We start from the raw sequence: 25187 nt of genomic DNA on the forward strand, positions 1-25187 counted from the left end.
CCGCGCTCATCGACCGCAGCCGAAGAGGGCTGCCGCGCTCATTCCGGCAACGAAATCCTGATTGCGTGCAAGGTAGTCCCTGAGTTGGTCACGCGTTGCAATGCCTGCCGGGGGCAGCGGCACGACTATCTTCACGACGGTCGGATCATCGATTATGGCCAGTGCGGGCCTGTCAAGGATGTCATTAAAGGCCGCAGTGAGTGAGTACTCGTCCATGGCTCCGATGGACCCGGAACTTTCCGGCAGTACTCGAAACCACTCCGCGATTATGGCCTGCGCGATTTCCGTCTGCTGCCGATTACGCTTTGCCCTCGCCCGTGCCATCAAATCCCCCTATCTGTAACCGGCAGACACCATGAGCCCGTCAAACGAGCACCCCGCTGAAATGTCCCCCAAGCCGCCGCTTGAGAAATCGGGCAAGGACGGTGAGACATTATTGCCACGCCCACCTTTTCAAATTACTCTATTGCGAATTGGCGATTTGGGCAATCGGCCCGGTGGGGGTTTGGCGTGCGCTGCTTACCGACTCTGTTCGTCGCAAGCCTGATCCTTGCAAACGCGCCGCTTGCGAACGCGGGTGAGGAGTCATCTGGCGCGACCCCGTTGGAGCCTATTCCTGGCACCGTGATTTCCGAGATGCAGGCCAAGGCTGACAGCACGTCAATCATATGGCTCAAACGCGGAAAGGATTACACTGAGGCTGACGTCAACCAGATAGCGCGAACAATTCTCGGGGAAGCCTTCATCGATCAAAACGGAGGCGAAAAGTATTTCTCCGATAACGTAGGCAATCTGCATTCGCTCAGCGCGCTCACACTTCCCGTATCAGCTGCGACCGCCCGCGCTCGGGTGGCTGAAGAGAAGATCCTCGAAGTAGGCGAGATCAGCTCAAATTCGCTGATTTTCGGCATGGGCTTCGAGTGCGGGGACGAAGACGATCAAAAAGCCATCTCCACTACGGAGTCTCTCCCTAGGAACATCAAGCGGGTCAACCCCAGTCCTGTGGATGCGAGCGCGCTGACGAAAACCGTTTGGATTGTCGACAGCGGCATCGGCCCTGGGTCAGATATCGCCAACGAATTGCAGATCGTCGAGCAGCGACTTTGCACGGGGAGTTGCGTTTCCGAAACGCCCGCCGATCCAATCGGACACGGAACCATGGTGGCCGGGATAATCGGCGCAAAAAAAGGAAACAATCTAGAACTGATTGGAGTGGCTCCGGGGATCAGGATACGCGCGCTGCGAATATTTACCGCATCATATCCGGTCGACCTGTTGAGCAATGCGCTTACGGCCCTTCAGTATGTCAAGACATACGCCGCCGCAGGCGATGTTGTGAACGTGAGCTTTGGAGCCTATTACAATCCGCTGTATGTACCCGGGGCAGCGTCTGGAACGACAGAGCCCAGTCCGGAATCGAAGGTTGAAGACCTTCTGCGGGACCTTGCGCAAAACAAGCAGCTTTTTATTTCGGTTGCTGCCGGAAATACCGACGTCATTGGCGGTTCGGGATACGTGCAGACCATCTCTCCCGCTCGTGCTGGCGGATACCGGTTTCCTTCCACGGGCACTCCGACTGGAGCAGTAATCACCGTTTCTGCGGTGAGGAAGACCGACGTGTTCTGGAACTTTTCCGCTTATGGAAACGGCAACATCGACATGACTAGTGGCATCCAGATAGGACCGCCTGATTTCGCTGCGCCCGGCGTAAAGATCCGATCGCTATGGCCGGGCAACGTCGCAAACCCGAATGGCCAGACAAACGTTTGCTCGGGAACCTCATTTGCAGCTGCACACGTTTCGGGCTTGCTGGTGTACGGAATTCCAAAGCCCGACAAGAGCGCCCTTTTCGATCCGTCTGCGCTTGTTCCTGGCAAGCTTCCGGGGAGCGACAAGCCGAGTGACTACAGCGTTGCCAGGCAAGATCCAATCGCTACGAAGCCCTAAGCTGTTGGTAACGGGACGCGTGTCGCCTCGGTCGCAGTGATGTGGACATAGCTGTTGCACAACGGGCAGAGTGCGGTCCGCACATTGTTTGGCGACATCGGATCATCCAAATTTTGCAGGCTCGACCGAACGCCGATGACGAATGAGCAGTCCTCGGCCCACGACACAGGTGCCTGGAGGGCAGCTCCAACGCGCAACCGGGGTCGCGAGCTGGCGAGTGCGGAAGCAACCGCCCCGAAATTGCTAACCGATATGGCTCCGAGACCCCGAAGAAACCGTGAGAATAAGTCGCGCCGACTGAGCATTGCCGGTCTCCGTCCGATGAGCCCATGCTAGGCCCGCTCCACACGTTTGTCGAGGGTGTTCCACAGCGCGAGGTGACCCTCGAATGTCCACTTCAGGGGTGCAGGACTGATTTTCCGAGGGCCGAACTCAACGCGACGCGTGGCGCAACCGCGACCTCCAGCCTGGTCGCCGTCAACGTCCGCTTTCAGGCGTCGGCAGAGCTCACTTCAACGGCCGACATGGGGCGCAAAGCGGACTTTGCACATTGACCGCCTTAGACCCGGTATGGACGGACCCCCTCTACTGAATCTGTATGGCGGGAGGGATGTTTTGGTTGACGCGGAAAAGGTTGGCAGGGTCGAACTTCCCCTTTAGGGCCGCGAGGCGCGGATAATTGTCGCCGTAGCTCGCCTGAATACGCTCATCGCCTTCATCATCCATCATGAAATTGGGATAGGCGCCGCCTAGGTCAAACGGATGAACAGCCTGCCAGTAGTCGGTGGCCCACTTCTTGAGGGCCGGCGCCATGCCCGGATCGGGATCTATCCCGGCGATCACCATGGACCAGGTCACATCGCGGGCGTTCCAGGCGCTGTCCGCTTTGCCCCGGCGATGCACCGCGCCATCGACCGGGTAAAGATGCATGCACGAACCCGGGCTTGCCTTGCTTGCATGTAGGAGATGGGCGTCGATGGCGACATCTGGCAGCTCTCGGACAAAATCGCCCTTCCAATACCATTGCAGCCCGGCCGGATAGAGCGCGTCGAACAAGGTCTGCAACGCCATGTAGGGGATCGGGCCGGCCCAGTCGATCAGCGGCTTGGGGAGAGCCGCGCGGATGGCGTTGACGGCCACTTCGCCGCCCTCGCCGTTATGCGCGACAACGAGGACACACATCTGCTTGTTCCAGTGCTCCGGTGGGAAAGGAGCGCCGCCAGGGACCGATTGCAGTCCGAGGAAGATGTAGAAATCCTCCGGAGCTTTCGCCTGGAAATCCCGATACCAGCGCATCACCTCAGCGGCATCGCCAACATCGAAGATGATCGGTCCGCCATAGAGCATTTTCGCTGGGTGCGTGCGAAACAGGAAACTGGTCACTACACCGAAGTTTCCTCCGCCGCCGCGAAGCGCCCACAAGAGATCTGCATTCTCGGCTTCGCTGGCGGTCATGAAACTCCCGTCGGCCAACACCACATCGGCTTCGATGAGGTTGTCTACTGCCAGGCCATATTGCCGGCTGAGGTAGCCGTGGCCGCCGCTCAGTGTCAGGCCGGCGACCCCAGTGGTCGAAATGATCCCGAAGGGGACTGCCTGGCCGAAGGCGTGGGTAGCATGGTCAACTTCGCCAGTCGTGCAGCCGGGTCCGACCCGCACCGTGCGGTTCCTTGGATCGACTCGGACGCCTTTCATAGTCGAGAGGTCGATCACGAGGCCATCGTCGACGCTGCCGAACCCCGGTCCATTGTGACCACCCCCGCGGATTGCAATCGGAAGTCGCCTATCACGTCCGAAGTTCACTGCGGCCATGACGTCTCCGGCATCGGCGCACCGGGCAATAATCATCGGCCGCTTGTCGATCATACCATTGTATAGCTTGCGGGCATCGTCATAGCCGACGTCGCCGACGCCGATGACTTGGCCCCGCAGACTCTGTGCGAATTCCGCAATTTGCGTCCTATCCATTCCAGCCTCCAAGGAAGGCCACCCGAGAGCTTCGAGCTTAACCCGCGGCGCTCAATTTCCCGACTTTTATCTTGCGCCGAAAGCCACGCGTGGTCCAACCGAAATTGATATCCCGCGCCTCCTTCGCGGACCGTTCTGGCCATCGAGGAGTTTTGGCCGGCTGCTCGTCTCGATCTCCCGATCTGAAAGGTGGTGCCGCCACGAGATTCGCGCTAGTTTGGATCGCGGTGCCGCATGAGAAAGCTCGATGCAAACAATTGAGGATTGGCTGAGCCACCTCGGTCTCGGCAAGTACCTGCAGGCGTTCCTCGAAAACGACGTCGACCTTCGAGCGCTTCCCCATATCACGGACGCCGATCTCCAGGAGCTTGGTGTCTCGCTCGGGCACCGGAAGATCATTCTGGCCGCGATCGATGGACTTGGACAGCCTCACCCCAACGGAGCTCGTCTTGCCTCGGTTCCAGTCGGTAGGCCGGAAGCTCAGACCACCGAAGTGCCGCAAGAACCAGCTGCCGACCGGCGGCTCCTCAGCGTGCTGTTCTGTGATCTGGTCGGCTCGACGGCGCTATCGGCGCAGCTCGACCCGGAAGACATGCACGAGCTCACACGCCGCTATCAGGACAGCGTCGCTGGCGCAATCACCCGCTTTGGCGGCTATGTCGCCAAATATCTAGGAGACGGCGTGCTTGCCTATTTCGGGTGGCCGATGGCTTACGAGGATCATGCAGAGCGTTCCATTCGGGCTGGCCTCCAGGCCCTCGCCGCAGTCGAGGCCATCCAATCGCCCGACGGCGAGCAACTGAAGGCGCGTATTGGCATCGCATCGGGCCACGTGGTGGTCGGCGACATTGCGGGCAGCAGCGTGAACGAGCGCGCCTCAATCGCAGGGGACACACCCAATCTCGCGGCGCGCCTGCAAAGCGCTGCCGCTCCCGGTCAGATCGTCGTTGCCGACAGCACGCGTCGGCTCGCCGGGCAGTCCTTCGAGATCGAGAGCCTCGGTGAGCAGGAGTTGAAAGGCTTCAAATCGCCTATTGCCCTATTCGCGGTTCGTGGCGAGCGGGAGGTGGAAAGCCGGTTCGACGCAGCGCACGATCGCGCTTTGTCGAAGTTCGTCGGCCGAACCAGCGAAATCGGCATTCTTCTCGAGCGCTGGGAGTTGGCCGAAGCCGGCCAAGGCCAGGCGGTTTTCGTGTCGGGAGAAGCGGGCATCGGGAAGTCGCGCCTCGTGGATGCGCTCGAGGAACGGCTTTATGAGAGCCATCATGAGCTAATCCGGCTGCAGTGCTCCCCCTATCACATCACCTCAGCCTTCTACCCCATCATCCAACGCCTAAGCCGGCTTGCAGGCTTTTCATCCGCCGACAGCGAAGCCATGCGCGATGAAAAATTTCGCGCGATTGTTCAACGTTACGGGGAACATCCCTCGGAGGTCGGACCGATCTACGCCGAGTTGCTCTCGCTCGACCTCGGCGGCGCGTTCAAACCGCTCGATCTCTCCGCCCAACATCGTAAGGAACTCAGCGTCCACACATTGGCGAACCGCGTTCTGCTCGCTGCGAAGATTGCGCCGGTGCTCTTTGTCGTCGAGGATGCGCACTGGATCGATCCGTCGACTAATGAATTTCTCACAGAAGTTGTGAACCGCGTGCATGGTGCGGCCGTCCTTGTCGTTGTGACGCACCGACCGGAATGGACCGCCGGGTGGGCAACCGGACTGGCTCAGGTGACGACGCTCGCCATTGGGCGCCTGACGAAGCAACAGATGCGAGAGCTGATTGAATCGATGCTCGCGGATATTCCCGACCAGCTTGCCGACCGAATTGCCGAGCGAACAGACGGTGTACCATTGTTTGTCGAGGAGCTGACGCGCTCAATCATGGAGAGCGGAAAGGCGGCGTCGCTCAACGTCGAGATCCCAGATAGTCTGCAGGGCTCCCTTATGGCGCGACTCGATCGTTTGACAGCGACGGCCAAGGAAGTCGCACAAATTGCCTCTGTGATAGGCAGGGAATTCGATCGTGGCCTACTCTCGAAAGTTGCCGGACTCGAAGATAAGGGTCTCGACGACGCGTTGCATCAGCTCATGTCCACCCAACTCGTCGTGACTGGAGGCGTTCTGCAGGACGCGCTCGTTTTCCGCCATGCGCTCATCCAGGATACAGCTTACCAGTCGCTTCTCAGTCGGCGGCGCCGCCACTATCATGAAGCGATAGCCAGGGTCCTCATCGACGGATATCCCGATCTCGTCGTCACGCAGCCCGAGCTCATTGCCCAGCACTACGTCAGGGGACAGCAAAATGAGCTTGCCCTCCCGTACTGGATGATGGCCGGCGAACGCGCGCTGGGGCGATCAGCCAACTACGAGGCGGTCGACCATTTTCAGAACGCTCTTGCTATAGCGGAGCACTTGCCGAAAGGACGGGCGCAGCAAAAAGATGTGCTCGAGGCGACCCTAAAACTCTGCGAAGCACTGAGCGCCGCAGGCCGGTTGTCGGACTCCGTTGCAAAATACGAGCTGACCGCGCGACTGGCTCGCGAGGCTAGCGATACCAAGGCCTTCATCCGCTCTGCACTCGGTTTTGATGCCGCCCAGTTCCTTTCCTCGAAGCCGCTCGCCGAATCGCTCCAGCTACTCAGGGAAGCGATGGGCAAAATCGACCACGACGATCAGAAATCGCGCTGCCAGCTTCTCACCCGCCTTGCGCGCGCATATGCGTACCTTGGCGACGCTAAGAACAGCGCGAAATACCATAAGGAGGGCGTCAATCTGGCTCGGCAGCTTGATGACAAGCCTTCGCTCTTGGAACTCTCTGTCTTGCCTTTCCTAACCCCGACGACAGTCAAGTCTGCCGCGGAGGCAACCGATCGGACTACTCGCATAGACGAAATAAAGCGCCTCTCGGCTGAGATCAACGACGACGACATGCGGGGCCGAGCCCTAATACTCGACGTTTACGTCTCCACCGAATTGGGCAATCGTACTCGAGCCGATCTAGCGATCGATGGATTGGAAGAGCTCGGAACGCTACGCCAGCGGCTCCACCTCCTTTGGATGGCTCGGCATGCCCGGGCCATGATGGCTATTCTTGAGGGACGTTTCACGACGGCTGAGGCACTTGCAGGAGAAGCACTAAGCATGGGTAGACAGACGCATGGCGCGGAAGTCGAGGGCGTCTACGGCATGCAGATGTTCGCGATCCGACGTGAACAGAGCCGCCTGTCGGAGGTCGCACCGGTCATGAAGCGTTTGATCCAAGAGAACCCCGATGAAACCACCTGGTTGCCAGGTTTTGCGTTGGTTGCATGTGATTTGGGCTATCGGGACGCAGCGCAGCGTAGGCTGAGGGAGCTGGCTCGCACCGGTTTCGCAATGCCGCTAGATGCGAAGCGAAGCACGTCCCTCTCGTTCATGTCGGAAGTCGCGATCAGCCTCGGCGACACAGAGGCGGCGCAAACGATCTACGACCTTATGATCGCCTACAAGGATATGACCATCATGGCGGGAGTCGCAACTGTCTGCTTTGGAGCAGCGAGCCGCTATCTAGGAATGTTGTCCGCCTCGCTAGGTGACTTCGAGAAGGCCGCCGCGCACTTCGAGCATGCACTCGAGATGAACGCAGCCAGCAGTTCAAGACCGTGGCTCGCGCATGCACAGGCCGAATATGCGAGCCTGCTTATGAAAATCGGTAGCAAGAAAGCGATCGAGAGAGCAATGTCACTATCGGAGCAAGCCTCGGCAACTGCGGTCGAACTGGATATGGTCCGTTTGAAGAAGAGGTTGCAACCGACCCTGCATTAAGGGGCTCGGTCGTGCTTCGCCGGCATCAACACGGTTCAGAAGGAGCCTTCTCATGCCACGCTACGTCATCGAACGAGATTTTGCCGAACAGCTTAACCTTTCAAAGGACTCGGTCGAAAATGTCAATTTGATCAATGACGAGGAAGGCGTCCAGTGGATCATCTCCTTCCTCAGCGCCGACAGGAAAAAGACCTATTGCCTTTACGAAGCGGCTAACCCTGAAGCCATTCGGGCCGCAGCCCGACGAAACAACCTGCCCGCTGATGTGATCATTGAGATCAGTGGCGAGATTGGGCCCAATATGTTCGCTTAGCGCAATAGGCCGCAAGCAGCCAAATGGCGACGAATTTCCAAGTTGGCCCGTCCGTCGCAAACGGGCCGTCTCGCCTGTCACTCGGATGTCTGCTTTTGGGATGCTGCTATGACCGCTGAGCAGCCATTGCGCCATTCATCGGGGCAGCGCACAATGGTCGCCTGCCCCGATGCTACCCGCATCAACTGCCGAACCCGCTCATTTCGAGATGGTCTGCGCCGCTTGGTCTATCGTATCCGCAATCACTTAGGCTGAGTCATAAAGAGCGCATGGCTTGCCGACACAGTGGTCACCTTGGCGCCGATGCGATGCGCCAGGTGAAGCAGCATGGCCTGGTCGAATGCTTTGTCTTCTGTGGCGATTACAGCCCAGCTTGGCTTCGACCGCCAAGCCGCGTTGTTGAGCTTCGTGCCGAAGGCCGACATGTTTATCGGGACCTGCGAGTCCCGCATAAGGCGACGTCTTGGTCACTAACGTCATGAGCGAAACCGGACTTGAAATTCTCCGGCTTCACAAAGCCGAAGCCATTATCGGTGGTTTCGACAACAAACCCGGCGGCAGGTGCAAAACCTTCGTACTGCTGACCAGTTGTCTCCCCGGCATCTGGCGAAAGCGCAGAAACGTAGACCAGCCCGCGACCTTGGGATTGACCCCTGCTTCCGCGATGACGGTGCCGCCCCAGAAGTGCCCAACGAGAACGGTCGGGCCATCCTGACGATCAAGAACACGCTTGGTTGAAGCGACATCATCCTCCAGTGACGTCAATGGGTTCTGGACGATCGTGACGCGATAGCCGTGTTGGGTGAGTTCGTCATAGACCCCGCGCCAGCCAGAACCATCGGCAATAAGTTCTCGGCCGACCCGGACTATGTCGATGTCACCTCCCCGATAAGGGAAGGACGAGTTGCGTGCGATCACATGCAGGTCACGGAACCGCGCCAATTCTGTAATGATGTCTTCAGTAAGCCCATCACTGAAATATCGCTGTTCGAGATCGCTGCTCATGTTTGTGAACGGAAGAACTGCGAGCGAGGGGGGCGTGTGCGACGATCGAAGCGTTCGCGGTTGCTGCGCAGGTGATGACTGTAGAGGATCCGCGTCCATTAAGCGGAAGGCTCGTACGGGCGTCGAGATGTTCTTCAGTTTCTGCTCGCCCATCTCCTCGAATTGACAGGCGACCTTATTGCGCACCTCGTCGTGAATTTTGCCGGAAACGCAGATACCGCCGGGGTCGGCTAGGGCCTCTAGCCGCGCAGCTATGTTGACACCTTCGCCAAAGACGTCAGTTCCCTGGCCAATCACGTCACCAAGATTGATGCCGATCCGCAAATCGATGCGTTGTTTCTCCGACGCCAATGCATTCGCGGCCGCCATTTCTCGCTGCACGTCTACTGCCGCTGCAACGGCGTTTATGGCACTGCCGAACTCGATCAGCATTCCATCGCCCATAAGTTTCACGACACGCCCGCCATGAGCGATGACGGTCGGCGCGAGAATAGAAGCGCGCCGTTCTGTCAATGCAGCAAGCGTCCCAGATTCATCGTCTTCCATTAGCCTGCTGTAACCGACGACGTCAGCCATTAGCAGGGCGGCGAGGCGACGTTCCATGGACCCTTTCCGAGAGAGGGAGCTAATACCAAATCCTTACACGAATACTGCCTTGCGAGCGAACGCGCTTTCAGTTTGCATCTCGGTTTCGGCACTGGAGGCTCTTCATCAGTCGTGTTCGCGCAGCCGGATCGCATACAGCGTCCCCGTGCTCCAACCACTGATGGCCAGTCGCTCGCTCTCTAATCTTGGGAAGGCGCGCCAGTTGCATAGCGCACCCATGACCAAAAGCTCCCTCCAAGTCATGTCCGCTATCGGGCAACAGCGAATTGGCTCCGAATGACCAAGATGCTGAAGGGTTTCGGGTGCCGTCAGCGTTGGGGCCGGAACTTGCCCTTCCGGTTTCGGAACGAAGTTGTCGACAAGCAGCCCTTCGGCCTTTGACGGCGTTCGTCGCTGTTAATGCTACCTGCTCTGTTTGATTGTCGGCAGCGATGCGCGAAGCTAGCCGTTGCTGGCACCACATTGCCGAGCCTCATCGGCCTGGCAACTGACCGATCATGTTGCAATCGACCGTGGGGCCGGAACGCTCGGTGTACGCGGCGTAGATTACCTGATCCATGTTCATGGAGATTTCGCGAACCAGCTTTCGACGGACTGCGGTGACGAACATTGCGGCGTCGGTGACGCCGATCGCAAATGCGTCCGGTCCGCCGATGACGCAGCGCTCGAAATATGATTGAAGCCTGGAGGGGTCGTACCGCGCAAACCCGTCGGCCTCGCCAATGCGGGGTAGTGTGATAGGCAGCCCGTTGATCGTCACACCTTCCGCGAGAAGAAACTGCCGGATGGGGTCAATGAGTGCTCCGGCATTGTTCGGTCCGTCGCCGGATACATCAATAACACGGCGCGGGCTGCGCAAGCCGCTCTTCGCGAACAGCCCATTCGCGGCCTGCAACGCGCCAGAAATCGACGTTCCCCGGCCTTCAGTCAACGACAGAGCAGCGAGCCTGTCCGCCAAAGTCAGAGCATCCTCGCGGCTTTCCACAATTGTCCACGGCACGATGACGGTTTGCTGACTTGGCCCCGCCCACTCCAGATAGAGCACTGCGATTCTTCCCAGGTCTCCCGCCTTGATTGCCATCGCGACATCCGCGTGGCGGAAAGCATCAACATAGCCGTCGCGCTGCACTTTTTGCTCAATTCTGCTCATCGACGGCGAGACGTCCACGGCAAGGATCAATTGCAAATCGACTTCGGCCAGGCCGCCCGCGGGACGGTCCGTCGAGTGAGCCTGTGGCGCTGTCGCGAAGAACAGGGTGAGCAAGAAGGCGCCCGCTAGCCGCAGCGCTGGTCTTGCACCCATGTTTCCAATCCGCACTAAGCAGTCCATAGCGAACCTCTCTCATCGACAATGGAGTGTGGAATTGTCGGTCCGGGGCCTTTGCCAAGTCACGAACGGCTTACGATCATTCGCCGAAATCCGAGCTCCCCGCACGGGCTGGATGATGATCAGTCTTCGCAGCGCGAAACCGTGCTAGTATGGGACTGCGGCTTCGTGCTTGAGGGGAACCGGCTTGAATAGCTCGCCGCCTACAACGTTCGTACTCAACGGCGTGACCGCCGACGTGAGCAGGGAGACCTTGCGCGACCAGTTCGACAGGACAATCGCAGTTCGCCACCAGACCTTCGCGGTACTTCGCCACCTTCTGGAGAACGCTGATCGAGTCATCACCAAGGATGAGCTGATGAAGGCGGTCTGGAACGGGCTAGCCGTTACCGATGACAGCCTGGTCCAATGCATTCACGAGATCCGTGCGGCGCTCAACGACAGTCGCCAAGCCGTCGTGCAGACAGTGCCGAGGCGCGGTTACAGGTTGGTCCTTCCCTCAAGTGCCCGACCAAGAATGATTACAATTCTGGCGGCAGAATTGGCCGCCGGGGTCCGGCCGGCAGGCCAGGATGAGCGGAGCATTGCTGCACCTACCCCGGCCTACAGGAAGGTCCTTGATCGGCTGCTGATAGAACATGCCGGTCATGTCTTCGCGAGCGTCGATGAGACAGTCCTTGCGGAGTTTGCTGGCCCTGTCGAGGCGTTGCGGTGTGCGAACGAGATCCAGTATGAGGTCGATAGACGGAACTGCGAAGTTCCCGAGACAAAGCGGCTGCGCTTCCGCATCGGCGTTGACCTCGGTTACGTCGTCGCCGAGGGCGAGCACCTCAGGGGCGAGGCCGTCGAGGTCGCAGCTTATCTTCAAACCTTGTCACGCCCCGGCGGGATTTGCATCACGGAAGCAGTCCGCTCCCAGGCTCAGGACCACCTCTCGCTGGAATTCATCGATCTCGGCGAGCACAAACTGAAGGATGTCGCTCGTGCCTTGCGCATCTACCGCGTATGTCTTGCGTCCGAGGAACCGGTCAGGTCGCCATTTCGCGGTCTCGATGCCTTCGAATTCGAAGATGCCTATCTATTCTTCGGCCGAGCGCGGGCGATTGCCGCCTGCACTGCCAGACTGGAGCAGCAGGCAGCAAGCGGCACGGCATTCCTGCTCATCTACGGAATGAGCGGTTGTGGCAAGTCTTCCCTCCTGTCCGCTGGCCTGCTGCCGTCATTGACGCGACCTGGAGCCGTGGCAGGCATATCCTTGTGGCGCCGCTGCCTGATCCGCCTCTCCGAAGGACCGGATGCATTCGCTGTGTTGGCTGCGGCGCTGCTTCACAGCGCCGCAGTGCCGGAGCTGTCCTCAGAAGCAACAGCCGCGGAGTTTGCTCGACTCTGCAGGAGCACGCCGGATCGAGCCCTGGCGATGGTCCGACAGGCACTTCGCAGGGCCGCCGGGCCGGCCCGCTCGCAGGTCAGACTGCTTGTGGTCATCGATCAACTTGAGGAGCTGTTCACGACGGAGAAGCAGCCGGCGATGCGCGAGGCCCTTGTGCGGTTCATGGCGGTGCTGGCCGCGAGCGGACTGGTGTGGGTGATAGCGGCGATCCGTTCGGATTTCTTTCACCGCTGCGGTGAGGTCCAAGGTTTCTCGGCGCTCAAGGACGGCCTCGCCAGCTACGAACTTCTGCCACCAACCGGCCCAGAGATCGCGCAGATGATCCGCGAACCTGCGGTCGTGGCCGGGCTCCGCTTCGAGGAGAGCGCCGAGTTGGGGCGGCTCGATGACGTGCTGCAGGCGGCAGCAACTGCCGACCCCGGATCATTGCCGCTTCTCGAGTTTGTCCTCGACGCGTTGTACCAAGCCAGTGGCGACCGACGCGTTCTCACCTTTGCGCATTATCATGCGCTTGGCGGGCTCGAAGGCGCAATCGCGCGCCGCGCCGACGAAGTCCTGGACTTGCTGGCGCCCGGGATCCAGGAGGCCTTGCCCGCGGTGCTGCGCGCCCTCACCACGGCGAACCTGGGCGATGAAACGGTCACGGCACGTGCGGCCCTATATACCGAAGTTGCGGGCACTCCCGCGCGATCGGCCCTCGTCAGGGCATTAATCGATGCCCGGCTCCTCGTCAGCGACGAGGACGCCGCAGGGCATGTCTTCGTTCGTCTTGCGCATGAGGCACTGTTGAGCCGTTGGCCGCGCGCCGGTGACATTGTGAATGCAAACCGCGACTTCCTCGCGACGCGCGAACGCCTGAGGGCTGACGCCCACCGATGGCACCTGGAAAGCAGGAATCGAGAGCTTCTCCTTCCGTCCGGCAAACGTCTGGCGGAGGGAGAAGAGTTGATGCTGTCAAGGCGGCAGGAGGTCGACGATGCCGTCCTTGAATACATCGAGGAGTCCTTGCGTGCCCATCGGCAGAAGGAGGAGAAGGACCGTCGCGCGGAGCTGGCGCTGATCGAGGCCGCCCAAGAGGCAAAACGCGAGCGCCTTGAGCGTGAGGCCGAGCGCCGGAGCCTCGCGGCTGCCGCAGCAAACCGGCTTGCCCGACGGACACGGAACGGCGCTATCGTGGCAATAATGCTCGCTCTTATGGCGGGTGCAGGCGCACTGGTCGCGTTCAAAGCGCGGGAGGAAGCAAGAGGCCAACGCGATCAGGCGCTGCGCAAACAGTTCCTTTCGCTCTCGTTCCTCTCGGAGCGGTCCGCCGCGGCGGGCAACACCGAGGCTGCGATCCGGTTGGCGCTTGAGGCGCTACCCTCGAAAGAGCAACCCGAGCGGCCATATCTCTTTGAGGCGGAGGCAGCTCTCTTCAAGGCGCTGCTGGCGCACCGGCAGATCAAAATCCTCCGCCCTGGCGCCGGTGTGGCGCATGCGGCATTCAGTCCTACAGGTGATCGCATCGTCACCACATCCTATGACAAGACTGCAGCAGTCTGGGACATCTCCAGCGGTGCCGAAACTGCAATTCTAAAAGGTCATGAAGGGCCCGTGGAGAGGGCCGAATTCAGCCCCGACGGGAGCCGTATCCTGACGGCCGCGAGGGACGGCACGGCACGTCTCTGGGACGCCGTCTCGGGAGAGCAGCTCTACATCCTGCGGCCGGTAGGCAATTACCCGACGGCAATCTTCAGCCCGGATGGCACCCGGGTGCTGACGGCGGGAGAGAACAGCGATGCAACGCTCTGGGATGCTTGGACCGGAAAGAAAGTCCTAGGTGTAAGCAGCGACGCATATACGCGTGCTGCTTTCAGTTCAGACGGCCGCAGCTTCGCGACGGCAGGCAAGCATTTTATTTCGATCTGGAATACCGCAGACGGCGTGCTGACGCGGTCGATCCGAGTGACCTCCTGGCCCTACACCTTGGCGTTCAGCCCGGACGGAAGCCGGATGGTGGCCGGCCCGTGGGGTTGGCATTCACACCGCGACACTTCCAGTCTTTTCGATTTGTCGAAAGGAACGGAGATCGCAAAGTTGGCCGGCAGCAAGAGCGACACTCAATTGAACGGCGTGATTTTCAGCCACGGGGGTCAGCAGATCGCCACCATATCACTGGATGGCACTGCCCGGATTTGGGATGGAGCGTTGGGAACGCCGGATGATGAGCTCGGCCAGGAGGTTTCAGGGTTGAAACCTGACATCGGCACAGATGAACGCGATGTGGAGATGAATGGTGCTTTCACCCCGGACGACCGCTTCCTTGCGACCGCCTCGATCAATGGGCCGATCCGCGTCTGGGACGTTGAACGCGCCTCGTTGGTCACGACCATCGCCGGTCATGAATCTTTGGTTGAGCATCTGGAATTCAGCCCGGTTGACAGCAACATTCTTCTCACTGCTTCACACGATGGCACCGCTCGGCTGTGGGATGTCGACGGTGCCCTGACGACGGCGCTCTCACATGAATATCGCCCCACTTTCGCGGTCTTCAGTCCCGACAACGTCCACCTGCTGACCGGCGGCGGCGACAGCGCAGCGCACCTGTGGGATGTCGTGAGCCGGCGAGAGATAATCCGCCTCGACACGCACGAGATCATTCAAAACGCCTCGTTCAGCCCAGATGGGAGGCGCGTCGCCACGGCGTCTCTAGAGGGCGCGGTCCGAATTTTTGACGTGGCCACGGGACACGAGACCGCCCAGTTCCGATCAGATGCCGGACTGATCAAGATCCAGTTTGGTCGCGATGGCAAATCGCTTGTTTGCGCATGGATCAACGGCACCGCCCAACTGTGGGACGCGATGACCGGCGCCAAACTGGCTGTCATCCATACAAGCATCAATCTGCCGCAAGCCATTCTTAGCCCTGACGGACGTCGGATCCTCTCGGCCAGGGAAGACAATGTGGGACACCTCCTGACGACGAGCGGAGCCGAACTACGTGCTCTTGCGGGGCATCAGGATCGCATCACGGCAGGGGCCTTCAACCCTGACGGTCAACTCCTCGCCACGGGCTCACTCGACCACACGGCCCGAATTTGGTCGACCACCGGGACAAGCGTTAGAACGCTGGAGGGACATACCGGCGCGGTGACGGTAGTCGCCTTCAGTCCCGACAGCCAGTCGCTGCTGACTGCTTCACGCGATGGAACCGCCCGGATCTGGAGCGTCGCAGGCGGTCCGGAAAGGGTTCTCAGGGGCCACAGCGGCGCGCTCGACAGCGCCGAGTTCAGCCCCAATGGCCTGTATGTCGTGACCGCGTCGACCGAAGATCGAACGGTGCGGTTGTGGGCGGCGCAATCCGGGCGCCAGGTTGCCGTCCTTGGGAGCCAGGACGAAGCAACCTTTCTACGGGGCTTTACACGCGCAGCTTTCAGTTCCGACGGCACCCATGTCGCGATTGTTTCCGGCGAACAAAGAGTCAGCATCGTTCGCGTCTTCCAGACACCCAACGAGCTTATTGAATTCGCCCGGCGTACCGTCCCTCGCGAACTGACCCCTTGCGAGCGGCGAAGCTTCTTCCTTCCTGAAGTCCCTGCAAACGGCACCTGTCCGGGCTGAGGCGACAACGGTCAGACTTTGTGAGCAGCCTTCGGGCGTCGTCAGGTCGGCGGCCACGACCTCAAGCGAAGGATACCTCCCGGATGATCTGTCGAACAATTTGTTCGGTCAGGCACAGAGATGGTTATGCTTGGAATAATCGGAGGGCTTGCTAACCTAGCGAGAAGAAAAAGCCCCCACAATTGCCCAAGTGCACCGGCCATTCCTACGGCTGGGTAGGGTGTTCGCGCTCGGCAATCTTTGCCAAGAGCTTCCGTGAGGCCTCTAGGATGCTTCGTGTCTCTTGGATGGTCGATTGTAGGGATTCCAGTTCTCTCTCCGCCCAGCGCTGGCTACGGCGGGCGCCTTCGATGAACTGGTGGCCAGATTCCCACTGGTCTTTCATGAGACTTAGCCTCTCTTACAGGTGGCGCATGTTTCCGTCGTCACGGCTACATCCGAGGAATCGATCGCTTAGGTAGGAATGTGTGGTTGTCGCCACGTTCCATACAATTTTTGGAAGCCATTCCCCTACGGCTGGGTCCCAACCCACCGATTCAATTGGCTTGTGCTGAAATGGCGCAAAAAAACAGATAGGCAAGGAAACCAAAAAGCTCTTATTGCGTTCGGCGCACTAAAAGGTCGGGAGGTGTGCGATGAGCACCTTTTTACCGCTTTTCGTTAAGCTGGTAGACCGGAAATCAATGACGGTGTCCTCCATCTGTGAGGCCGAGGAAGCGCTCCAGGGGCAGTGGCCAAATAAGGAAGCGGCGGCCTATAAGAATGCGTGCCGATTAATTGCGGAGGCCAAGGATGGAAGCTGCAGTCCGGCCGTAGCATTTGCGGCGTTCAAGGCCGCCGCTATCGACCAGCGCTTGCTGCAGCCGGCCAAGACGGAGTCCGGCGCTCGGCATGTCGGGCAACGTGCCATAAACCATCGTGATGATGAACCGCCGTCCCCTGGTATAAAATAGGGACCGACACAGGGGATCTCGCTTGGTCGCGCGACGGTGGGCTCGCACCGACCGGCGAGGTGGTGCGAGCCCGGCCGAGTCTTGCGGGACCTCGACCAGCAGCGAACACCCACTCGCTGCCGTGCTATCAACAAGCCCCCAAATTTCAGGTTCCGCTTATGTACAAAAAAGCCCGCGACCGTTCAGACAGTGGGCAGCTTTGGGAAGACACTGAAATGGGAACAGTGCGACCGTCGAAGTGTTTCGAGCCTACAATGTTCCAAGGGGATTCACAGTGCGGGCGTTTCTATGCTGAAGGCATTGGACACGGTTTTCGATGATATCGGCCAGGCCTCAGGGAGCCCCGCCAGGACTTGTGGCGCCCCGTCCGCGCCTTCGCCCTCGATCTTGCCGCCACGCTGTTCCTAGGCCTCGCAGTCGGCCTTGGTGTTGGCTTTGGAACGGCGATCGCGGGTTAGATCGCGTCCTTCCTTCGTTTGTATGTTTCGTTGGCATTGGTAGCAGTGCCCATATGTTTGCCAGCCGGCGCTAAGTATGACCGGTCAGGCCCAGTGGCCCGCCCGTTAGTGCCCCCCGCAACAAGGCTGCTGGGCCGTCCTATGTACCGCCGAGGCGAAAAAGCCGCTGCGCGACATGGTCGACTAGCGCCAGTGAACTGGGCGAACTATTTGCGCGCAAAAGCATAGGCGGCGGGCTTTTTGTCTGTCCGGGGAACAGGCCTCGGGCGCGTGAGTTGGGTGGTTGCAGCGTGTCCCGCTGCCAACCGATGTCGACGGTTGAGGCCCGCGCTCCGCTTTACAGGCTGGCGCGGGCCGCTCGCCTAGATTTGCCTTCTCAGGCCATTCGCAGCCGGCGAAGTCTTTGGGCAACGTAGTGCGGACCTGGCCCCGCGAGCGGTCGTCCGGTCGTCAGGAAGCCGTCCAGCGTAGCTAGCAAATCGCGCGCTGCGCCGGATGAGCAGTAGTAGTAGATTACTTGACCGTCGCGTCGGGTGTCGACAAGGCCGAAGGCGCGGAGCTTGGCAAGATGCTGCGACAAAGCCGACTGGCTGAGTTGAACTTTCTCGGCGAGGACACCGACCGAAAGTTCGCCGCCGGCCAGGTGGTTCATGATCAAAAGCCGCTTCTCATTTCCCATCAAGCTGAGAAAGGCAGAGACGGTTTTGGCACTGGCGGCAAGGTTTCTTGAAATCATCGAATCAGACTAAGGTCCTACCCAAAATAGAACTTAAGTCTGCAGCAACGCGGAATCAAACCCTCGGTTCCGCCAAAAAAAGCAAATCCCTATTGATCCTCATCCTTGCGGAAATCCTGCAGCGATGCATGCCGCAGGTCATCCTCGCCGCGCAGATGCTTCACGCGGCCGATCAGCCCCGGCTTAACCCATTGCGTGGCCGGCCGCTTCATGATGCCCTTGGGCGCCGTGCCTGAGTGCTCCTGGACGCGTTTCCATAGCCTCTCGCGCATTTCCCGGTTCAAGGTGACGAATGCGCTTCCGACATAAACGCCCGGTGCCGCGCTCAGCCATCAGAGCGAAAGCCGGCTTGCCCGCTTCACGCTCGACGCCGAGCAGATCGAACTCGTCGATCGCATAGCACTTGGCCTTCAGCCAGTTGGTCGACGGACCGCTTCGGTATTTGCTATCTCGCCGCTTCGACACCATGCCTTCAAGTCCGGCCTTGTCGAGCAAGTGAAAGATGGCCTTGGCTTCCCCCGGCAGGGGCTCGCTGAACTGAATACGCCCGCCGGGCTCGATCATGCTGGCCAGGATCTCGCGCCGCTCCTCTAGCGCCTTATCGCGCAGATCGTGGCCGTTAAGATGAAGCAGATCAAAGGCAACAAAATACAAGTCGTGCTGCCGGCGGGTGATGGCTTTGCGCAGCGCTGCGAAGTCCGAAACTTGTCGTTCAGAACGACGATCTCGCCGCCGACGATGGCGCTTTCGGCACCAAGGCGCTTGGCCTCTCTCACCAGGTCGCCATATTTCGCCGTCCAGTCGTGGCCACTGCGCGTATAAATGCGTGTGCCGTCTTCATCGATGGTCATCTGCGATCGGTAGCCGTCGAACTTGACCTCGTGGGTCCAGCCTTCACCCTCGGGAGGCTTCTGCACAAGGGTCGGTATCAACGGCTCGATGAACTTCAAACGCATGCACTGACCCACCCTCCGGCAATTCAATAAGATCAAGCTAAAATAGTTCTGAAACCGGAAATCAGCCTTTTAGTGCAACAAACACGTCAACTCGACGTTGCGGGATGAGCGAAGGAGGAATCGTTATGGCCGACGACAAGAGCAAGCGGGATTTCCGCGATCGGGACCGTGTCTCAGCCGACGAGGATTATGAAGTTGAATATTTCGCAACAAAGACCGGCATCACACCCCAGCAGGTCAAGGAATTGATCGCAAAGCACGGAAACCAACGCGAGACTTTGGAGCGGGTAGCCAAGGCGCTGCGGAAACAATGACCAGGCTATCTGATCTCGGCAGACCACTGATCGGGCACCGACATGAAGGCCCCCCCGCGAGCGAACTCGCGCATTTCCTCCCTTGCCCTGTTTGCGGGCAACAGATTGATATGCGCGATTTTCGCCAGGTCACTTATCATGCCGATCCGGAGCACGAGCCGCTCGAACTGGACGCTTAGGACCAAAAGTGCCGAAATACCACGTTGAGGAAATGGACGGCGATACCGTGACGGCTACCCACATCGTCCACGCGACAACGCCGATCAGGGCGGCGCGGGAAGCGACAGAGCGCGACATCACTCTGCGCACCAGCGAGCCCATCTGGATCAGGGTTGCCGACGAAAAGCGCGGCCACATATTCGAATACAGTTACAGCCAACTCGGCTAGCTGAGTTTTTGAATGGCATACAATGCCATCGACCTCGATACGCAAGTTCGACTATGACCGCAACACCAGGGTTCTCTCGGTTTGGTTTGTAGCGAGCGGGAAGCATTACGAGTTTTTGGACGTACCTGCTGAGGTCGTTGCTGCGTTCAAAGCTGCCTTTGCCAAGGGCGTCTATTTTAACAGCCACATCCGCAATCGTTATGCAGTCCGGCTCGCGCCAGGGCGCTGACATCTGGAGACGCCGGGCTTGTGCAGGATGGCCCGCGCCTGCTTCCGAGCGCGGGCCGACCATGATGAGTGAGGGGCCATCTTGGTCACTGGCAGGACCGCTGAGAAGGAGCCGGGTGTGACCGAACAGCCTCGGAGCGGGGATGTTCCCGGCTGACGCAAAAAGACCGAAGGGCGCAATTAGCATCGACTTAATTATGTCCGGATCATTTTAACGAATCGTTGACCGCGCTGTCCCAGAATAGGACGGCGCGGTCAAACCCCAACCTTGGCTGCGCAGGCGGCTTCGGCACTCAGGTCCACCCCCGAGCTGTCGGAGCCGCCACCCACCCCACACCTATACCAGCAATGGTTGAATCAACCGTTACTGCACGTGCTTTCCATGGCGCTTCCCTGATCGTTAGACTTTGACGGATCAAACAGGGGATTCACAGATTCGGAGACTCGAGCGATGGAAACGATCTTCGATGACATCGCCAAGTCCTCAGAGCGCCCCGCACAGACGCATGGCGCCCTGTACGCGCCTTCGCCATCGACATGGCCGGCAAGCTGTTCCTTGGCGTCGCAATTGGCCTGAGCCTTGGCTTCGGAATGGCGATCGCGGGTTATACCGACCTATCGGTTCGGGCGGTCCCTAGCCAAAGCGTTGTAAAGCACCAAACACGCCAGCAACGAAATGACGCTGCCCAGCAGGTCGCCTAGGCTCAGGCCGGAAAAATAGACAAGATCGAACGCCAGTACCGCCATCGCTCCAGCCAATCATGAATCGGGACACTGCCGACGTTAACCGTTAGTCGGCGCTAATGTTCCGGTCTGGATAACCTGTTCGATCTTTGGTTGAACTTGCGCCATTCGCCAACAATCCAAAGTTAGGCGAAGCAATCAAGCTTGCGAATGAATACGCCTCCGGAGACGTCCCCATCGGCCAAGAGGTTTTCGAGGCCATCGGAGCGTCGCGGAAAGAAATGATAGAGAGTTGGCGAAAGAGCGGAACGCTATCCGGTCTGGCAAGCTCGCTCCCACACCACGCAACCTAATCCAAAGTACCGCGAGGAATAGGAATGGCTAAGGTCCGCAAGCGCACCCTGCCCTCCGGTGAAATTCGCTGGCCGGCAGACTACTTCGATGCCGGCTGCAATCGCCGCGCCAAGCAGTTCGACAAGCGCAAGGATGCCGACGCCCATCCGGTAAAGGTGCGACGTGACCTGCAGCTATGATTCGAATCCAGGTTCCCCAGAAAGCGATTTTTCCGTTTGATCATTAGAACATTCGTGTCAGTCGGACGCACGGCCGGTAATTTTTGTTCCCGTTTCGAGCTTGCTGATGGCGCTTTCGCCGAGCGCCGGATCTCGGTTGAGGAAGGCTGTGGCCGGTGATCGTTGCGATTTCCGGCACCGAGGCCTCGACAAGCGCCAGGCGCGTTACAGCAGTCCCGCGAATGTCATTGAAGGTCACTCCGACCACCCCGGCCGAGGCGCAGGCCTTGCGCCAGATGATCGAAAGCCATCTGAGGTCCATGGCACGCCGTCGCTGTTCAAAAGTATCTGCCCGACCTTGTCGCGCAGCGCCCCGAGCGCAGCCTTGAGCGGCGCGCCGACGGACCACACGAGTTCCGGTCTTGGATTGCTGCAAGCGGATCACCTTGCCGTCATACTGCTGCCAAGTGAGCCGCAGCAGGTCCCCCTGGCGCTGGCCGGTCCACAAGGCCAGTGTGAGCGGCAGATGCAGGTGCGCGGGAGCGCTGGCATAGAATGCGGCCTCGTCGGCGGCAGTCCAGACGTTAGCCACCCTGGTGCCGCGATAGAGGCGCCCGCCCTTCTCGCAAGGATTGGCTGACACAAGGCCGCGACCGTGTCCCCAGGACAGGATCCTCGCCAGCACCTGCCAGCCATAGTCTGCCTGTCGGCGCGATGCCTGGGCGCGCTCGTCGCGCCACTCCATGAAGATGCCGTGCGTGCGGCGGTCGCTCATGCCCGACAGCGGGAAGCCACCGAATTTCTTTCCGATAACCTTGATCAGCTTGACATAGTCGGCTTGCTTGCGCGGCGCCAGGTCATCCAAATCCGAGCTGGCCTGAAATTCATTCATCACGGACAGCAGCGCGCCCTGGCGCGGCTTGGCCTTGGTCGCGGCGGCAGCTTTGTAGGCCGCGATGAATTCGGGATCTCCAGGCTTGCCAGGCAAGGTGGCCCGCCCTTCCAAGCCCACTAGTAGGTGACGAGGCTGCCGTCGGCGAGTTGTTTCGTGCGGCTGTTCAGCCCCTTAAGACGAACGCGCATGATTTTTTATACACTGGTCGATGGGGTTTTCCGGTTCGCTCGTATGTGTAGCGGCGATGACCACGATCTTGCCCGTCGCCTCTACCCTGCCAGGCTCCATGTTGCCTTAGCGTGCGCTCTTGATCCGCGCGCAATATCGGCAATTTTGAAGGAGATCAGTGTGCCGGCCATTTTTGGGTTGCTCCCGCCTTTTCAGCCGCCGCGTTTTCCAAAAGATTGGTGAGGTTTTGGATTAACTGCTTGGAGCAGATCCTTGACGGGCAGCCCCATCACCTTCTCGATGCCAATTAAGACTTCCAGGACAATTCGAGCCGGCCTGAGAATGATCGAAACCGGATATTGATCGCGCCTAATTACCTCTCCTACCGGAGACGATGCATCGAAATCAGACCATCCCTGCCCTTCCTGGTCGAAAGACAAGGCCAAGGTGCGGAAATTCGGACTCTTGGGACCTTCTCAGATGGTTACAGCAACCGACACAGTGAAACGCAATTGTCCATGAGATCGGCGGTTGCTGCTACACATTCACCTCACTGGGGCATGCGTTTCTGGAAGGCGGTCCGCAGCCGGTTCCGTGCACGTTTTATTTTGACTGTTAACTGTCACGCTAGTCGAATGTTGACGACTCCCCCTCGGAAGAGTTAATAATCTCCTAATATAAGCATTTTCTTAAAAACACGATCGGCAGCCGACGAGTTTGCCGACGCAAGGGGGGAGACGCAGCGCGACGACCAATCTCGTCGCAACATCATCATCATCATCATCATCAACATCGAGCCGCCATCCGTAAACGGTACTGCTGAGTCAGCCGTTCGCAAGGCGTAACATAGCGGTGGTTGGGTGGGCTGACGAAGTCTATGAGCTTTGATAGCAAGTGCTTTGTCTTTTCAGTGCGGTCGGTAAACGGATGTGGGGGCATCTGTGTATGAGTAAGGGGTTATAATGGCTGCTTCTCAAATCATACACGCCGACGGAATGTCGACGTTGCTTTCCGATACGCCACAGGGCGGAGACTATACCTACCGCTTAGCCGAAAATGCGCCCGTCCCTATTTCCACCGTTCTGACCATTATATCTCTCAATGGGTCGAGTAGCGATCTGGCCGAAATCGCACTTTGCTCTCCGAATGATGAGTTTTCCGCCTCGACCGATCCGAAGAAGCCCGCTGTTGCCTGCGCAGATTCAGCAGGCATCAAGCTGTGTTTGCCGGACTCGCGAGCGTGGGCGTTTGGCATTGGTACACATGCCATTGGTCTGGATGCGAACTCATTTGGTCCGGCACTCTCGTTCAGGATCAAGCCGTTAGTGGGCGAAGGCGAACTTGCCCTCACCGGTTCACAATTTTTGAGCGACCCGCCGCAAAGCGGCAGATCGATGTCGACACTTCTTGATCGAAAGAACAATTAGCGAGGATTGGGCATGGCAACCACCATTGGCACAAGCAGCAACGACAATCTGGTCGGCGGTAGCGGAGACGACGTACTTTTGGGCGGTGCTGGAAGCGATCGCCTGAATGGCGGATCTGGCGACGATACGCTTGACGGTGGTAGCGGCTTTGATGACCTTCTGGGCGGATCAGGCGCTGACCTTCTGATCTTCCGGGCCTATGAGAACCAATACAAGCTTGGGAGCACCTACGTTGCGGGATCAGGCGGATTGCCTGGCACTCTCACCGGCGGCACCGTCTACGACAACGGAGCCGCTCAGAGCGGCAGTTCTTTTGGCGGATACGACAACTACGATGGCGGAAACGGCTCGGCCAAGGGCGGAACGGGGGAGATAGACACCCTTAAGATCTACGTCAGCGTCCAACAAAGCAATGACGCCGCATTCATGCATGCGCTGAACGACGAGATCAACTATTTCAATACGGTCTGGTATCCGGCTCACAGAAATCAACAAACGCTGCAGGCTGATCAGTCATTTTACCAGTTCAAGAGCGTCAACCTGAAGGTCAGTGCGGTCGAGACAATCGCCCCTGTGACGGTCGACAACACCACAAATCATGGGCCGGTAAACACTGTCCCCCTTGCGGCGCAGATCGCTACCGAGGACACGACGAAAGCCATCGGGGGAATATCTGTCGCGGATTCTGACGGCGGGCTACTAACGACGACGATCTCGGTCAATCACGGCACGCTTACGGTGACGTCCGGGCCAGGCGTCACACAGAACGGGACGAATTCTGTCATCATTACGGGTACATCGGCGCAAATCAACGCCGTGCTCTCCAGTCTGACGTATAAGGCAGTGCCGGACTATAATGGTGCGGACAACCTTACCATCGCGACTTCGGACGGGTTGGCGACCGACGCGGACACGGTAGCGATTACCATCAATGCCGTCACCGACATCGTCGCCGATACGGTCACCACCAATGAAGACACCGCCATCACCTTCAACCCGGTGAGCGGGGCCAGCGAGGTCGCGGGCGCCGACAATTTCGAGGGCAGCGCGCAGATCACCGCCATCGACGGCAACGCGATCACCCAGGGCGGGCCGGCCGTGGCCGTCAGCCACGGCTCGGTCACGCTCGGCGCCGACAATGCGCTCACCTTCACCCCGGCCGCCGACTACAACGGCCCGGCCGTGTTCTCCTACACCGTCACCTCTGGCGGCGTCACCGAGACCGCCAACATCTCCGTCACGGTCAATGCCGTCACCGACATCGTCGCCGATACGGTCACCACCAATGAAGACACCGCCATCACCTTCAACCCGGTGAGCGGGGCCAGCGAGGTCGCGGGCGCCGACAATTTCGAGGGCAGCGCGCAGATCACCGCCATCGACGGCAACGCGATCACCCAGGGCGGGCCGGCCGGGGCCGTCAGCCACGGCTCGGTCACGCTCGGCGCCGACAATGCGCTCACCTTCACCCCGGCCGCCGACTACAACGGCCCGGCCGTGTTCTCCTACA

General features: G+C 59.4%; 17 protein-coding genes and 3 pseudogenes. 11 read left to right on the forward strand and 9 right to left on the reverse strand.

All coding sequences use genetic code 11. From position 1 onward, the window contains the following. Positions 1–6: 6 nt before the first annotated feature. Positions 7–324 carry a hypothetical protein gene (locus tag NKI31_RS14585; protein ID WP_023738810.1) on the reverse strand — a complete coding sequence of 106 codons (318 nt, stop codon included), beginning with the start codon at positions 322–324 and terminating at the stop codon, positions 7–9. 186 nt (positions 325–510) lie between these two features. Here NKI31_RS14585 and NKI31_RS14590 point away from each other — a divergent pair, with 186 nt between their 5' ends. Beyond that, positions 511–1947, forward strand: a complete 1437-nt coding sequence (locus NKI31_RS14590) for a S8 family peptidase (RefSeq protein ID WP_352651911.1) — start codon at positions 511–513, stop codon at positions 1945–1947. A gap of 585 nt (positions 1948–2532) precedes the next feature. On the opposite strand, the gene NKI31_RS14595 is transcribed toward NKI31_RS14590, so the two are convergent. Next, entirely contained in the window at positions 2533–3915 is a 1383-nt protein-coding gene (locus NKI31_RS14595) for an FAD-binding oxidoreductase (RefSeq protein ID WP_352651912.1), read from the reverse strand. 247 nt (positions 3916–4162) lie between these two features. On the opposite strand from NKI31_RS14595, the gene NKI31_RS14600 reads away from it, so the two are divergent. After that, complete coding sequence (locus NKI31_RS14600) at positions 4163–7717, forward strand: adenylate/guanylate cyclase domain-containing protein (RefSeq protein ID WP_352651913.1); 3555 nt, start codon at positions 4163–4165, stop codon at positions 7715–7717. A gap of 52 nt (positions 7718–7769) precedes the next feature. Continuing rightward, positions 7770–8030 carry a DUF4242 domain-containing protein gene (locus tag NKI31_RS14605; RefSeq protein ID WP_023738806.1) on the forward strand — a complete coding sequence of 87 codons (261 nt, stop codon included), beginning with the start codon at positions 7770–7772 and terminating at the stop codon, positions 8028–8030. 198 nt (positions 8031–8228) lie between these two features. On the opposite strand, the pseudogene NKI31_RS14610 reads toward NKI31_RS14605, so the two are convergent. From NKI31_RS14610 to NKI31_RS14620, 3 genes and pseudogenes are all read right to left on the reverse strand, one after another. Continuing rightward, a pseudogene (locus NKI31_RS14610) lies at positions 8229–8873 on the reverse strand (alpha/beta hydrolase); the annotation flags it as partial. Positions 8874–9179: 306 nt separating this feature from the next. Further along, positions 9180–9638 (reverse strand): annotated as a pseudogene (locus NKI31_RS14615) (adenylate/guanylate cyclase domain-containing protein); the annotation flags it as partial. A gap of 475 nt (positions 9639–10113) precedes the next feature. After that, positions 10114–10944: a DUF1194 domain-containing protein gene (locus NKI31_RS14620; RefSeq protein WP_198018633.1), complete on the reverse strand. Its 831-nt coding sequence runs from the start codon at positions 10942–10944 to the stop codon at positions 10114–10116. Between the two features lie 211 nt (positions 10945–11155). Between NKI31_RS14620 and NKI31_RS14625 the strand changes: the two genes are divergently transcribed. Both NKI31_RS14625 and NKI31_RS14630 read left to right on the forward strand, forming a co-directional pair. After that, positions 11156–15958: an nSTAND1 domain-containing NTPase gene (locus tag NKI31_RS14625; protein WP_352651914.1), complete on the forward strand. Its 4803-nt coding sequence runs from the start codon at positions 11156–11158 to the stop codon at positions 15956–15958. Positions 15959–16593: 635 nt separating this feature from the next. After that, positions 16594–16911, forward strand: a complete 318-nt coding sequence (locus tag NKI31_RS14630; protein ID WP_352651915.1) for a DUF982 domain-containing protein — start codon at positions 16594–16596, stop codon at positions 16909–16911. Positions 16912–17745: 834 nt separating this feature from the next. Here NKI31_RS14630 and NKI31_RS14635 read toward each other — a convergent pair. Both NKI31_RS14635 and NKI31_RS14640 read right to left on the reverse strand, forming a co-directional pair. Continuing rightward, positions 17746–18105 (reverse strand): ArsR/SmtB family transcription factor, encoded by a 360-nt coding sequence (locus NKI31_RS14635; RefSeq protein ID WP_352651916.1) that lies wholly within the window; start codon positions 18103–18105, stop codon positions 17746–17748. Positions 18106–18194: 89 nt separating this feature from the next. Then, positions 18195–19061, reverse strand: a pseudogene (locus NKI31_RS14640) (ATP-dependent DNA ligase). 125 nt (positions 19062–19186) lie between these two features. Here NKI31_RS14640 and NKI31_RS14645 point away from each other — a divergent pair. The 4 genes from NKI31_RS14645 to NKI31_RS14660 all read left to right on the forward strand — a co-directional run bounded on the left by NKI31_RS14645 (position 19187) and on the right by NKI31_RS14660 (position 21208). After that, complete coding sequence (locus NKI31_RS14645) at positions 19187–19375, forward strand: DUF3606 domain-containing protein (RefSeq protein WP_023708231.1); 189 nt, start codon at positions 19187–19189, stop codon at positions 19373–19375. 187 nt (positions 19376–19562) lie between these two features. Beyond that, on the forward strand, positions 19563–19763 hold the full coding sequence (locus NKI31_RS14650; RefSeq protein WP_352651917.1) for a hypothetical protein: 201 nt from the start codon (positions 19563–19565) through the stop codon (positions 19761–19763). A 22-nt stretch (positions 19764–19785) separates the two neighbouring features. Beyond that, positions 19786–19992 (forward strand): KTSC domain-containing protein, encoded by a 207-nt coding sequence (locus tag NKI31_RS14655; protein ID WP_352651918.1) that lies wholly within the window; start codon positions 19786–19788, stop codon positions 19990–19992. Positions 19993–21052: 1060 nt separating this feature from the next. Further along, complete coding sequence (locus NKI31_RS14660) at positions 21053–21208, forward strand: hypothetical protein (RefSeq protein ID WP_352651920.1); 156 nt, start codon at positions 21053–21055, stop codon at positions 21206–21208. Between the two features lie 43 nt (positions 21209–21251). On the opposite strand, the gene NKI31_RS14665 is transcribed toward NKI31_RS14660, so the two are convergent. Both NKI31_RS14665 and NKI31_RS14670 read right to left on the reverse strand, forming a co-directional pair. Next, positions 21252–22175: a tyrosine-type recombinase/integrase gene (locus NKI31_RS14665; RefSeq protein ID WP_352651921.1), complete on the reverse strand. Its 924-nt coding sequence runs from the start codon at positions 22173–22175 to the stop codon at positions 21252–21254. A gap of 287 nt (positions 22176–22462) precedes the next feature. Beyond that, a complete protein-coding gene (locus tag NKI31_RS14670) occupies positions 22463–22690 on the reverse strand; it encodes a hypothetical protein (RefSeq protein WP_155923509.1) in 228 nt (75 codons plus the stop codon). Positions 22691–23212: 522 nt separating this feature from the next. On the opposite strand from NKI31_RS14670, the gene NKI31_RS14675 reads away from it, so the two are divergent. Further along, positions 23213–23677 (forward strand): hypothetical protein, encoded by a 465-nt coding sequence (locus NKI31_RS14675; RefSeq protein ID WP_352651922.1) that lies wholly within the window; start codon positions 23213–23215, stop codon positions 23675–23677. Positions 23678–23689: 12 nt separating this feature from the next. Then, positions 23690–25187, forward strand: a 1498-nt coding sequence (locus NKI31_RS14680) for an Ig-like domain-containing protein (RefSeq protein ID WP_352651923.1), incomplete at its 3' end; no start/stop codon positions are given.

Source organism: Mesorhizobium sp. M0659 (genome assembly GCF_040320605.1).
Lineage (GTDB): Bacteria > Pseudomonadota > Alphaproteobacteria > Rhizobiales > Rhizobiaceae > Mesorhizobium.

Coding starts and splice junctions, on each gene's coding strand:
- NKI31_RS14585 (WP_023738810.1), bottom strand. CDS start 324: ATGGCACGGGCGAGGGCAAAGCGTAATCGGCAGCAGACGGAAATCGCG.
- NKI31_RS14595 (WP_352651912.1), bottom strand. CDS start 3,915: ATGGATAGGACGCAAATTGCGGAATTCGCACAGAGTCTGCGGGGCCAA.
- NKI31_RS14600 (WP_352651913.1), top strand. CDS start 4,163: ATGCAAACAATTGAGGATTGGCTGAGCCACCTCGGTCTCGGCAAGTAC.
- NKI31_RS14605 (WP_023738806.1), top strand. CDS start 7,770: ATGCCACGCTACGTCATCGAACGAGATTTTGCCGAACAGCTTAACCTT.
- NKI31_RS14620 (WP_198018633.1), bottom strand. CDS start 10,944: ATGGGTGCAAGACCAGCGCTGCGGCTAGCGGGCGCCTTCTTGCTCACC.
- NKI31_RS14630 (WP_352651915.1), top strand. CDS start 16,594: ATGAGCACCTTTTTACCGCTTTTCGTTAAGCTGGTAGACCGGAAATCA.
- NKI31_RS14635 (WP_352651916.1), bottom strand. CDS start 18,105: ATGATTTCAAGAAACCTTGCCGCCAGTGCCAAAACCGTCTCTGCCTTT.
- NKI31_RS14645 (WP_023708231.1), top strand. CDS start 19,187: ATGGCCGACGACAAGAGCAAGCGGGATTTCCGCGATCGGGACCGTGTC.
- NKI31_RS14655 (WP_352651918.1), top strand. CDS start 19,786: ATGCCATCGACCTCGATACGCAAGTTCGACTATGACCGCAACACCAGG.
- NKI31_RS14660 (WP_352651920.1), top strand. CDS start 21,053: ATGGCTAAGGTCCGCAAGCGCACCCTGCCCTCCGGTGAAATTCGCTGG.
- NKI31_RS14675 (WP_352651922.1), top strand. CDS start 23,213: ATGGCTGCTTCTCAAATCATACACGCCGACGGAATGTCGACGTTGCTT.